The organism is Rhizobium sp. SEMIA 4085 (assembly GCF_013004495.1).
Taxonomy (GTDB): Bacteria; Pseudomonadota; Alphaproteobacteria; order Rhizobiales; family Rhizobiaceae; genus Rhizobium; species Rhizobium gallicum.
In genome coordinates this window covers 1-12,625 of sequence record NZ_JABEPH010000163.1, presented here as the reverse complement: position 1 = coordinate 12,625, position 12,625 = coordinate 1, and the positions used below count along the sequence as shown (strand labels likewise).

Sequence of the window (12,625 nt, the reverse complement as noted above, 5' to 3'; positions counted from 1 at the left end):
CTGCAGCATATCGGCCATTCCGTCCATGAGCGCTGCAATCTCAATCGTCTTGACTGCCAGTTCCTGGCGCCGGGAAAAGGCGAGCATGCGCTGCGTCAGGGCAGCGCCGCGCTGCGCACCCTGGATGGCATTTTCGACGAGGGGCATCAGCTCCGGCTGTTCAGGTATCCGCTTCTTCAAAATCTCCAGGCTGCCGAGAACGGCCATCAGAAGATTGTTGAAGTCGTGGGCAATGCCGCCGGTGAGCTGGCCGATCGCCTCCATCTTCTGCGCCTGGAAGAGCTCTTCGCGTGCCTGGTCGAGCGCACGCTGGATTTCGCGCTTCTCGGTCATGTCGCGGGTGATCTTCGCAAAACCAATTACTTCGCCGCAATCGTCCGTGATAGCGTCAAGGACCACGTTCGCCCAAAAGCGGCTGCCGTCCTTGCGCACGCGCCAGGCCTCCTTTTCGAAGCGGCCGTCGCAGCGGGCAATTTCAAGCGCACGTTCCGGCTCACCGGCAGCACGGTCCTCCTCGGTGTAGAAATTCGAGAAGTGCCTGCCCATGATCTCTTCCTGTGAATATCCTTTGAGGCGCTGAGCACCGACGTTCCACGTGGCGACGTGACCCTGCGGACTCAGCATATAGATTGCGTAGTCGGTGATGGCATCGACAAGTAACCGCAAGCGGCCCTCGCCAGTGAGAGACGCACCAAATCGATCCATCACTTCCATAAGCCCCCCGTTGGAAACACTAGTTTCCTAAACCGAAGGAGCCGCGAAATGGTTCCCACAAATGTCCGAATAATTTCAAACAGCTCTGCTTCGAGGATAGAACTGCTCTGCGACCTGCTGCGCAGCCGCGTAGGCCTGGGTAACGATTTCAGGGACCAGATCGATATCCGGCAGACTGCCAAGACCGAGCGGACCGACGGCGAAGAGGCCATCCACCGTCGATCCGTCCTCCAGGCAGAGGTCGCCGCGCTGATCGACGGCAAGCCCCAGCGAAAGCTCATCGGGCACGGCAAGGCCGGAGCCGATCAGGCTCTGCATCAAAGGCATCGCCAGATCAGGTGCCTTGCAGCGGCAGTCGAAAACACGCTCCGCATAGATGACTTCCTCGATATTTGATCCGGCCGGCGTGAAGAAGATGCCGCTGAGCCCCCGGCGGCCGGCCGTGCCTCGACGAAGGATAGTATTGCCTTCGGCAAGCTCGCGTTTCAGGCGCAGATGCATCGCTTCCGGCAGGCGGTTGCGGTGGCTGTCGTAGATGGCGCGCAGATGCCGGTTGAACTGGCGTTTCTGATCGGCCGGCAGCGAACGCCAGAGAGAGCGGGCATGTCTGCGCAGACCGTTCATCACCGATTGCCAGCTACGGCCCTCTTCTTCTGCCTCACGGCAGGCAGTGCGGATGAAGCGGACGATCTCGGGCAGCTTTTGCGGCAACGCCTCGGCCGGGAAAAGTGGATCGGCGGAATTCGGTGTATGGCTCTGCGGCAGGAAACCATGCTTCGAGACAATCGTGATCTGGCCAGGGTAACCGCTATCGCGCAGTTGCAGCAACTGGTCGACCACGCGGATGCCGCTTCCAAGGAGAACAGCATGCGGCCGGGCGACGAGACGCTGGGCCCGCACCGGCGACCGATCCTCCGCCTCCGGCTCGGGATCGGAAAGCCCGTAGCCAGTGGCCAGGACGACGGTTTAGAAGAGCGGATTGGCTGGATGGGCGCTTTCGAGCAGAAAGCGGTTTGCATGGCTTCTGCGGATTGCGACGACCGGCTCGTGACAGACCTGTACGGTGATATCCTTGCGGGCTGCGAGCGCTTCTGAAAAGCGCTGATAGACGTAGTCGCTGAAAAGAGCCTTTGGAACGAAAATCTGGCGGAAACCCGGGATCGCGGCACGCACGGCAGCCCGGAATTCCGCGTTGCTACAGAGCCAGTCGTTGAAATCGTCGGCATCGCCGAGCGAGACCGAAAGGTCGCGAACGCGGGTATTGAGGATCGTCGAAGCGCGCACCGACGACAGCGCCTGGCCCCCGCTGACCGAGGAATTTGGATCGAAAAGCTGAAGATGGAACGGCGTCCGCACCGTTTTCATCAAGGCGATTGCGCTCATCATGCCTGAAAAACCCCGGCCGACGATTGCGATACGGGGGACAGCCGAAACCCGTGCCGTCGTCTTGGACTTCGAAGCAAAAAGGCCCTGAACCGTCATCTCAACTCCCTTGCGGGATCAGCCCGCATCGTGTCTCGATCAAGGTTTTCAACGCGGGACTACACGCGCCCGCGTTGGTAAGGTTCATGCGGCCGTCTGGAACGCTTGCCGCTCATCGAAGCGTTGCGCTTCGCCGGAAACGAGGGAACATTGCCGCGTCATAGTCTATCAAACTAGTCGTGTATGAAAGCCCTAAAATGGGAAAGTGGCAAGCGTTTTGTTCGGCATGACTGTCGACAAGGCAGCCACAGCGCTGAAACAAAAGGGAGATTTGTCCTTCCCACCGCGCCTTATGCAAGATACCTGTTCGCGCCACGCGGCTATTTCACAACGCGGTCGATCAGGAAATTGAAGAAATCGCTGTAGCGCGCCGGAATACGCTCTGCCCCCTCGAGAAAGGTCACGGCATGGCCGTTCCTTTCGGCGGTCTTTTGAAATTCTGCGCCAAACTTTGGGCTGTGGACGAGCGCCATGTGATCGCTCGACTGATCCTGCAGCCCCCCCGAATAGAGAAGCACGATCGGCGGCGAGTTTGCGCGAACCAGATAGGAGGGGGACAGCGTCGAGATGTAATTCAGGAATTTATCCCTTTGCGCCAGAAAGGATTGGAAATCCGCTTCGGGAAGGCCAAAGGCATGGCCTCCGTAATTGATGGATGGACCGACCCAATCGCGCATCTCAAAGGGATCGATCGTGGTTTGCGCATCGATGCCGCCAACCGCCTTGATCGCCTGCAGCGAACCGTCCTCATTGATCGACAATGCCAGCCAGAGCGCATTGAAGCCGCCTGCCGAAGCGCCGTAAATGGCAAGCCGTGTATTATCAATGCCAAGGCTCCCGCCATTCTTCAGCAGATATCCGTAGGCCGATTTGGTATCCTCAAGCGCGGCAAGCACGGGCGGGAATATCCGGTCGCGTTTTGCCTCGACCAGATTGCGATAGTTGATTGCAACGACCGCAACGCCCTTCGACAGCATATAGTCCCTGGCATTGGCCGCGAGATACTGCTTGTCACCATTCCACCATCCGCCGCCATGGACATAGATGATCGCCGGAAACGGACCGGCACCGGGCGGTTTATAGATGTCCATCCTGTTGCGGGCGTCGCTTCCGTAGGCGATGTCCTTGAAGGCAGGACCGTCCCTATCGGTTGAGGCCAGAAGCTCGCAAGTTCCGGCCGCAAGTAAGAAAAACGCGAGTCCGGCTATAGCCAGCATCGCCGTGATACGCCTCGATAATCCGTAACCCATGCTGCAACCTCTCGCCATCCGCCACGTGTTCCAAGATAAAAAGTTTACAATCCACGCGCAATATGGGTGGACAACGGAATTATATTAATAGTAATACGCTACAGAAACAAATACTAGAAACTTATCCGGGACATATACTCCTTTTGGATGAGATTATGCCTGAACAAAAACCTGCAACACATTATTACGTGGTAGATATAGTCAGAATTTATGCTGCTGCATTGGTTCTGCTGTTCCACTTTTCAAGCTTCCAGCTTCCGCAAACGAGCGGGCCGGTGTTCGCCTTCCTTTGGCCATTCGATGGGGTTGGCAGCATTGGCGTCGAGATTTTTTTCGTGATTTCCGGCCTCGTGATCTCCATGAGCGCAGAAGGCGCCAGCGGCATGCACGGCGCTCTCCGTTTCATTCACCTGCGCGCTCTTCGAATCCTGCCGGCTTTGTGGATCTCCAGCGTGATCGGCTTTGCGGCCTTGTCGCTGGCGGGCCAGGACATTACGTCTCTCATCCCTCCCCTCATCCGTTCCTCGGTCCTTTCGCCGGTCGGGCCTTATATCGATGGCGTCGTATGGTCGCTGGTGGTCGAGGCTGCGTTCTACCTGACAGTCGGGATCACGATCGTCTTTGCGCCGCGTCTTTCATTGGAAAACCTGGCGAAGATCATCTGCGCCGTAAGCTCGGTCTATCTCGTGGTATGGTCTGCGGCCTTTCTATTCGACAAGGAGCTGTTTGCGACGCTTTCGCGTTTCCCTTCGAAGGTCTTTCTCATGCGCTACGGGGTTTTCTTCGCGCTGGGCATGTTGCTGTGGGCTCACCTGCGCGGCCATCGCTCCAAAATCGCGATCGGCGCCCTGCTGCCAGCAGGTTTGATGTGCATTGTCGAGATATTCGTCGGCAGGGATCTCTTATGGGGCATCGGCACCGGGGCCTGTTTGGTCTGGCTGACGGCCACAGCCTTTATGGTTTTTTGCATCATCCATGCCGACGCATTCGAAACCGGGTTCACCCATCGGCAGCGGACAACATTCCGATATCTCGGCAGCCTGAGCTACGCACTCTACCTTAATCATTACACGTTCGGCGGTTTGATCGTCCAATCGCTGGCGACAGTGCTGCCGCCAGTCTCGCGGGTGTCTGTCGGTTTGCTGTTTTGCGCTTCGGTTTGCGCCGTTGTTTTGATGTCCTGTTTCGTCACGTCCGCAGAAAGGATCGTGCAGAAACCTCTAAGGCTGCAGCGTTCACCGCAATTGGGACCGAGCTGAGGGAGCGGTTGTGGTCGTCTCACTCACGAGAAAATAACCAACTGGTGAATTCTTTACTTGAACGCTCAGGTAGAATCGGCAAAACTAAGCGCGCTAATCAATCCCTCCATGGAATTGCCGTCTTTTCGGGCCAGCGTCCGAACCATACATCTATTTGGAATCAATACCGTGAGCAGCGATGCGTCGATACGCGCGACGAAGCCCTCAGCTTCGCTTGCGCTTGTGAATGCGGCAGGCTGGGGCAAGGGCCTCTATACGCTGGTCCGCATCACCGTCATGGCTTTTCGTCACCCTTGGCAAGCGGGTTTCGCCATCGGCGCAACCCTCATAGCATCCGCGTTCCAGCTTCTGATTCCGCGCCTGCTCGGCCAAGCGGTCGACCATACGCAGGTTGCATTGACCGGCGGAGCGGCCGGTCAACTGGCGCAGGAGGCGCTGCTGACGACGGCGCTGCTTTTACTCGGTGCCAGCGTGCTGCGCGGCGTCTCCACAATGGTTCAGAACTATTTCAGCGAAAGCGTCGGCCACCACATGGGCTACGAGCTGCGGCTTGCCTGTTACGAGAAGATCCAGCGGCTCTCCTTCAGCTTTCACGACACGGTTCATTCGGGCGATCTGATCACTATCGGACTGCTCGATCTCGAAGGCGTGCGAATGTATTTTTCGACAGCGCTTGTGCGTGTCTTCCTGCTTTCTACGCTGATCGGGATCGGCGCGTACATGCTGATTTCGACCGATGTGGTTCTTGGCCTCCTGGCGCTGAGTTTCGTGCCGTTCGTCGGCTGGCGTTCCTCAGTGACGCAGCTGCGGCTGCGTGCCACTTGGCTCGACCTGCAGGAGCGGCTTTCGGTGCTGACCCGTATCATGGAGGAGAATCTCGGCGGCATCCGCGTCGTCCGTGCCTTCGCTGCGCAAGACCATGAGCTTTCCAAATTCGAAAAGGCATCGAAGAATGCGCTGACGCTTGCGCACCAGCGTGTCGGTATCCGTGTTGCAAATACCAGCGCCATGACCTTTTCCTTCTTCGCTGCGATGGGCCTCGTGCTCTGGGTCGGCGGAGAAAAGGTAATGGCAGGCGACATCACCGTCGGCACGCTCGCCTCGTTCTTGACGTTCATGACCATCTTGCAAATGCCGGTGCGTCAACTCGGCCTGATGGTCAACGCCTTTGCCCGGGCATCGACATGCGGCACGCGCCTCTTCAATCTGCTCGACATGGAGATCGCCATACGCAATATCCCGGATGCAAAGGAATTGAAGGTGTCAGAAGGCACGCTTCGTTTCGAGAATGTCGCCTTCGCTTATCCAAGCTCGGACCTGCAGCAGGTGCTTCACGGCGTTTCGTTCGAAGCGCGGCGCGGTGAAACGGTTGGCATCGTCGGCCCGCCGGGCAGCGGCAAATCGACGATCGCCCATTTGATCCCGCGTTTTTATGACGTGACGAAGGGAAGGATCACGATCGACGGGCAGGATATCCGCAAGGTGACACTGCAATCGCTCCGCCGCGCAGTCGCCGTCGTGCAGCAGGATTCCTTCCTGTTCACGACAACCATCGAAAACAATATCGCCTATGGCGACCCGTGGGCCAAGGAGCCGCGGATCGAGCGCGCGAGCGAAAGCGCGCAGCTGCACAACTATGTCCTCGGCCTGCCGACAGGCTACGGCACGGTGGTCGGCGAACGCGGCGTTTCGCTGTCCGGCGGCCAGCGCCAGCGTCTTTCGATCGCGCGCGCGCTGATGCTGAGGCCGGCGGTGATGGTATTCGACGACTCGACGGCGGCGATCGACGCTGTCACCGAACAGCGCATCCGCGCCGCCATGCGCAAATACGCCGCCGAACGCGTGACGATCATCGTCGCCCACCGGCTGAGTTCGCTGATGCATGCCGACCAGATCCTCTTCATCGAGGACGGCCGCATCGTCGAGCGCGGCACGCATGAGGAGTTGCTGGCCGCCGGCGGCCGGTACAAGGCACTTTACGACTTGCAGGTACGGCCGGGCGACGACGCCTTGAGCGCGTAAGAAACCGGCGCAGGGAGGACTTCATGGCCGAGGAACTGGAAACCGAACGTTCCGACGTTCGCGAGGACGGACGCCGTCCGCCGCGGGCGGTGGTCGGCTCGCACCGCGTCGAAGAAGAAATGTTCGGAAAGGCCTTCGACGGCAACATCGTCAAGCGCATCTGGGCTTTTGTCGAGCCATACCGCACGCAAGTCATGTGGTCGGTCGTAGCCGTGCTCACCTTCACGGCGATGCAGCTGTTGATTCCCCTGATCATCCGCTACGCGATCGACCACGGCATGCAGCCGGGCGGGGATCGCTCCGCCCTCCTCTATTCGATCATCGCATTTCTAATTGCGATCCTGATCAATTATGGGGCAAGCTACGCCCAGGAGACGCTGGTTGGCAACGTCGCCGAGGAGGTGCTCTTCGACATCCGCAAGGCAATGTTCTCCCATCTCCAGCGGGTCTCGCTTTCCTTCATGGACAAGACGGAGGTCGGACGGCTGATGTCGCGTCTTCAAGGCGATGTCAACTCCATGCAGGAGTTTCTCGAGACGTCAGTGCTTTCCGTCGGTGATATCACCCTGCTCTTCGGCATCGTTTTCGTGATGCTCTATCTCGACTTCAAGCTCGGGCTGCTGACACTCTCTGCCTTGCCTATCCTGTTCCTCGTCCGTCTCTTCTGGCTGCCGCTGGCGCGCAGATCCTTCATGGCGGCGCACGAGACGAACTCGATTGCGGCCGGTGCGCTTGCCGAGGCAATCCATGGCGTCCGCGCCGTGCAAAGCATGGATCGCCAGGGCGTCAATTTCACGCTCTATGACGACAAGGCGCACGCGAACCTCAAGACGCATCTGACGGCAGCCCGCTATGCACAGGTGATGGTACCGATCGTTGATTCCTTGACCGGCGTGGCAATGGCGCTCGTTATCGTCGTCGGCGGGGCGCGCGTCCTGAACCAGGCTCTCGATGTGGGGGTGCTCGTTGCCTTCCTCTTCTACATCCAGCGTTTCTTCGATCCGATCCGCTCGCTGACGCTGCAATATTCCGTCATGCAGCGCGCCATGGCTTCGGGCCAGAGATTGACGGAGGTTCTCGATGTCCCGGTGGAGATCAAGGATGCGCTAAACGCCGTGGCGCTTTCGAAAGACATGGACGGTTCAGTCGAGTTCCGCGACGTCGTCTTCGGCTACAATCCGAAGCACCCGGTGCTGAAGCAGGTGAGTTTCAAGGTGAACCCCGGCGAAACAGTCGCCCTCGTCGGCCCGACCGGCTCCGGCAAATCGAGCTGTATGTCGCTGATCCACCGGTTTTACGATGTGCAGCAGGGCCAGGTTTTGGTCGCAGGGCATGATGTACGCCAGCTGACGCAGGACTCACTCGGCGATCAGATCGCCATGGTATTGCAGGAACCTTTCCTTTTCACCGGTACCGTCTTCGAAAACATTCGCTATCACAAGACAGAGGCGACGCGCGAACAGGTGATCGAAGCGGCCAAGGCCGTGGGTGCCCACGACTTCATCATGCGCCTGCCCGAAGGTTACGACAGCGTGCTCGGCGAGCGCGGCGGCAATCTGTCGCTCGGCCAGCGGCAGCTGCTCAGTTTCGCTCGCGCGCTCGTTGCCGATGCAAAGATCCTGGTGCTCGATGAAGCGACGGCGAATATCGACAGCTACACGGAGATGCTGATCCAGAAGGCGCTGGTCAAGCTTCTCGAAAACCGCACCGGCCTCGTCATCGCCCACCGGCTGGCGACGATCCGGGAGGCCGACCGTATCATCGTCCTGCAAAATGGAGAGATCATCGAAAGCGGCAATCACCGGCAGCTGATGACGAACGGCAAACTCTATTCGCGGCTCTACAATCTGAACTATGCCTCCTTCGACGATATTCCGGAGGAGGTTTTGGAAGAGACGGCCCTCAGCAGTCCGACGACGTGACCGCAACTGTCTAACGACGACGCTCCTCGGCAGCTCCCGTGTCATATGGTCCGCTTTGAGCGGCGATGATCAGGGTGGGCAGGCTGGCGGCCGAGTTGCGTGCGTGGTCGATGACCTCTTGCAGATTGGCGGCATGCCGGAAGGATGGCTCCTGTCCGACGCCAGTCCTCACGGCCTCGGCGAAGCGCTCGAAGTTCGTTGCAACGGGTTCAACCTGCACGCGCCGCCAGATCGCCTCGTCGGCATCCGCGCCGGCGCAGATTCTAAGCGTCGCGCCGTTCGGCGTGTCAGTGACTTCGATTGCCCCCCTGTCGCCGTGGACCCGCAGCCGCAGTTCGTTCAGGTGTCCGGTCGCCCAGCGGCTGGCATGGATGACGCCCAGAGCGCCATTTTTCAGCTCGGCCATCATCACAAAGCTGTCGTTGGCGTCGAGTTCATATTCGCCAATCCTGTTACCCGGGGCCTTTTCGAAGGTCTTCAGTTGCGCAGCCGCGGTCTTGATATCGCTTCCGGCCCCGTAGACCACGAAATCGAGGATATGAATGCCAATGTCACCGAGAACGCCGTTCGACCCATGCTTGCTCGACAGGCGCCAGAGCCATTGGGGCTGCGTCGTCCAGTCGCCCCAGGCCTTCGACACGAGCCAGCTCTGAAGGTAGGAAGCCTCGAAGTGCCGGATTTGACCGATATCGCCGTTCAGCACCATTTGCCGAGCCTTCTGCAGCGGAGCAACATTGCGATAGGTGAGGTTCACCATCGTCATCTGCTTCGACCTCTCGGCGGCGTCGGCCATTTCTGCAGCCTGGGCGAAATTCTCAGCCAGCGGCTTTTCGCAGAAGACGTGTTTGCCGGCTGCAAGCAGGGCCAAGGTCGTGGCATAGTGCACGCGGTCCGGCGTGACATTGGTCGCTGCGTCGAATTCGCCCCAGGAAAGTGCATCCTCCAGTGAATTGAAGGTGAGCGGAATATTGTGCCGGGCGGCAAAGGCGCGCAGGCGCACATCATCACTATCGACCGCCGCGACGATCTCCACGCCGGCGATCTCCGAGAAACTCGTGGCATGGGTGTTCGCCCACCAGCCAGTGCCAAGTATGATCAGCTTCATTATGCCTCCTTATGCTTGGACCCGACCAGACGCGCACGTTGGCATTTGCGCCCGGCCCTCAGTCATGCTTCATCAAGGCGGGACTTCAACATCCAGCCATACGGCCTTTGGACAGGCCGCATGGGGCTTCGTGCGGCAAGCGCCTATACCGCGATCGGCAGCACCTCCACGTTGCCGGCGCCTTCCGGTCCGGGCGTCATGCCGACCTCCTCCGACAGCAGATTGAGCTCACGGCGCTCCTTTTCCGAGACGATCGCGAGATCGATGACCTTCTGCAGGTTAGCGGCATGACGGAAGTTCGGATCAAGCTGCTTGCCGGTCGCGACCGCTTCGACGAAACGCTGATAGTTGGTCGGCACCGGCGCAACATCGATATCGGCCCAGGTCGCCGTCTCGATGTTCTCATCAAAGCAGCCGCGCAGCTGCGAGCCGTTCGGCCGGTGAATGATCTCGAGGCTGCCCCGTTCACCGTAGATGCGAAGCTTCAGCTCATTGAGATGACCCGTGGCCCAGCGGGTCGCGTGAATGACGCCGAGCGCACCATTGGCGAAGTCGACAGACATCGTGAAACTGTCGTTGGCATCGAGCAGATACTCGCCGATCTGGCCACCTGGCGCCTTGTTGAAGGTCTTGAGCCGCGCAAAGACGTGGTCGATATCGGTTGCCGCGCCATAGGCGGCGAAGTCGAGGATATGGATGCCGACATCGCCAAGCACACCGTTCGAGCCGTGACCGGTCGAAAGCCGCCAGAGCCAGCGCGATTCCGTGCGCCAATCCCCCCAGGCCCGCGACACCAGCCAGCTCTGCAGATAGGATGCTTCAACATGCTTGATCGTACCGAGCTCACCGGCGAGCACCATCTCGCGAGCCCTCTGCAGCGGCGCGACGTTGCGATAGGTGAGGTTGACCATATTGATCACTCCGGCGGTTTCCGCCGCAGTCGTCATCTCCAGAGCGTCAGCGTAGTTTTCGGCCAGCGGCTTTTCGCAGAAGACGTGCTTGCCGGCGGCAATCAGCGCCATAGTCGTCGGATGATGGATTCGGTCTGGGGTTACATTGGTTGCGGCATCGAAATCTCCCCAGGCAATTGCTTCCTCAATCGCGAGGAAACGTTTCTCAATGCCGAAATGATCGGAAAATTCGGCAAGGCGTGACGGATCAGTGTCGACAGCGCCGACGACCTCGACGCCTTCGATCAATTTGAAATGACTGACCTGGCTCTTCGCCATCGAGCCTGTACCAAGAACAAGAAGTCTCATCCTTGCCCCCTCAGCGGTAACCGGCTTCGCCGGCCTGGTGCAATTTCGGGCCGCGCTCCACGATCGGTTCGTGCGCCTTCTCCACCGGAACGTTCGGGGCATCGGTGATGGTCTTGAGGTCGCCTTGAGGGTTATGAGCCCATTTGACAGCGTTGATCAGCACCTTGCGGATATTGGGGTCGTGATAGGTCGGATAGGTCTCGTGACCGGGGCGGAAATAGAAGATGTTGCCCGCCCCACGCCGCCAGGTCATCCCGGACCGGAACACCTCACCGCCCTGGAACCAGGAGATGAACACTGTTTCCAGCGGCTCGGGAACCGAAAACTGTTCGCCATACATCTCCTCGTTTTCAAGGACGAAGTTCTCCTCAAGGCCGGCAGCGATCGGATGACGCGGATTGATGGTCCACAACCGCTCGCGTTCGCCTGCCTCGCGCCATTTCAGCGCGCAGGGTGTTCCCATCAGCCGCTTGAAGATCTTCGAAAAATGGCCGGAATGAAGCACCAGCAGGCCCATGCCTTCCCAGACCCGCTTGGCGACGCGTTCGACCACTTCGTCGGAGACTGCGCCATGATCCTTGTGGCCCCACCAGGTGAGGACGTCGGTTTCGGCAAGCCGCCCTTGCGACAGGCCATGCTCCGGCTCCTGCAGCGTCGCGGTCGTCGCCCTGATTGCCGGGTCGCTGTTCAGCGCAGCGGCAATCGTGGTGTGCATGCCTTCGGGATAAATTTCCCTGACGACGGCATTGGTGTTCTCATGGATGTTTTCACCCCAGACAATGGTGCGAATAGGCACGATCGTTACTCCTTGCGATGTGAAGAGGACCGAGCCTGGGAGGTGGATCGATCCTTGGTGGATAGTCAGGCAGCGCGCATGGATGCTTTTGCAAGCGCGCGGCCAGATTGGTCAAAACTGTGTATGTGGCCGGCAACTGGCGCAACGCCGAGCTTCTGGCCCGGCTCATGGCCGGAAACGCCGGTCTCACGCACGATCAGCGGCTCATCTGCACCGATGTCCAGATAGACAAAGCTGTCGGAGCCGAGGATCTCCGAATGAATGACGGTTCCGTTCCAGACTGCCGCTTGCGACGTGATCCGGATATGCTCTGCACGCACGCCGATCGTATGGGTATTATAGGGCTGCGCCAGTCCGCCTGACAGGAAATTCATCTTCGGCGAGCCAATGAAGCCGGCAACGAAGATTGAATTCGGGCTCTCGTAAAGCTCAAGCGGCGTGCCGATCTGCTCGACAACGCCGTCCCTCAGGACGCAGATACGGTCGGCAAGCGTCATGGCCTCAACCTGATCGTGCGTCACATAGATCATCGTCGTATTGTGCATGCTGCGGTGCAGCTTGGCGATCTCCAGCCTTGTCGCCACGCGCAATGCCGCATCGAGGTTCGACAGCGGCTCATCGAAGAGGAAGACCTTGGGATCGCGAACGATCGCCCGGCCGATCGCGACGCGCTGACGCTGCCCGCCCGATAGCTGACGCGGCAGACGTTCGAGATAGGGCGATAGCTGCAGCCTGCCGGCGGCGTGCCCCCCCCCAAGCCGGCCTTCAGCCTTCGTCCGGCCCGCCACCCCCCCCCCGCCGCCCCTCTGCCCCCAA

The 12,625-nt window shown here is 59.5% G+C and carries 8 protein-coding genes and 2 pseudogenes; 3 read left to right on the top strand and 7 right to left on the bottom strand.

The window, feature by feature from the left end:
- The 3 genes and pseudogenes from C9413_RS17230 to C9413_RS17220 form a co-directional block, all read right to left on the bottom strand.
- Window positions 1-675: pseudogene (locus C9413_RS17230) on the bottom strand (PAS domain S-box protein); the annotation flags it as partial.
- 114 nt (window positions 676-789) lie between these two features.
- Window positions 790-2,196: pseudogene (locus C9413_RS17225) on the bottom strand (FAD/NAD(P)-binding protein).
- Window positions 2,197-2,516: 320 nt separating this feature from the next.
- Window positions 2,517-3,446, bottom strand: coding sequence for an alpha/beta hydrolase (locus tag C9413_RS17220; protein WP_166677357.1), 930 nt, complete (start codon window positions 3,444-3,446; stop codon window positions 2,517-2,519).
- A gap of 62 nt (window positions 3,447-3,508) precedes the next feature.
- Between C9413_RS17220 and C9413_RS17215 the strand changes: the two genes are divergently transcribed.
- From C9413_RS17215 to C9413_RS17205, 3 genes are all read left to right on the top strand, one after another.
- Window positions 3,509-4,705: an acyltransferase gene (locus C9413_RS17215; protein WP_082046700.1), complete on the top strand. Its 1,197-nt coding sequence runs from the start codon at window positions 3,509-3,511 to the stop codon at window positions 4,703-4,705.
- A 168-nt stretch (window positions 4,706-4,873) separates the two neighbouring features.
- Window positions 4,874-6,727 carry an ABC transporter ATP-binding protein gene (locus tag C9413_RS17210; protein WP_052451926.1) on the top strand — a complete coding sequence of 618 codons (1,854 nt, stop codon included), beginning with the start codon at window positions 4,874-4,876 and terminating at the stop codon, window positions 6,725-6,727.
- Between the two features lie 23 nt (window positions 6,728-6,750).
- Window positions 6,751-8,649, top strand: coding sequence for an ABC transporter ATP-binding protein (locus C9413_RS17205; protein WP_040115146.1), 1,899 nt, complete (start codon window positions 6,751-6,753; stop codon window positions 8,647-8,649).
- Between the two features lie 10 nt (window positions 8,650-8,659).
- On the opposite strand, the gene C9413_RS17200 is transcribed toward C9413_RS17205, so the two are convergent.
- The 4 genes from C9413_RS17200 to C9413_RS17185 form a co-directional block, all read right to left on the bottom strand.
- A complete protein-coding gene (locus tag C9413_RS17200; protein WP_082046699.1) occupies window positions 8,660-9,754 on the bottom strand; it encodes a Gfo/Idh/MocA family oxidoreductase in 1,095 nt (364 codons plus the stop codon).
- A gap of 143 nt (window positions 9,755-9,897) precedes the next feature.
- A complete protein-coding gene (locus C9413_RS17195; RefSeq protein ID WP_052451774.1) occupies window positions 9,898-11,013 on the bottom strand; it encodes a Gfo/Idh/MocA family oxidoreductase in 1,116 nt (371 codons plus the stop codon).
- 10 nt (window positions 11,014-11,023) lie between these two features.
- A complete protein-coding gene (locus tag C9413_RS17190; RefSeq protein WP_040115145.1) occupies window positions 11,024-11,809 on the bottom strand; it encodes a ThuA domain-containing protein in 786 nt (261 codons plus the stop codon).
- Window positions 11,810-11,874: 65 nt separating this feature from the next.
- On the bottom strand, window positions 11,875-12,625 hold a 751-nt coding region (locus tag C9413_RS17185), incomplete at its 5' end, for an ATP-binding cassette domain-containing protein (RefSeq protein WP_170250676.1).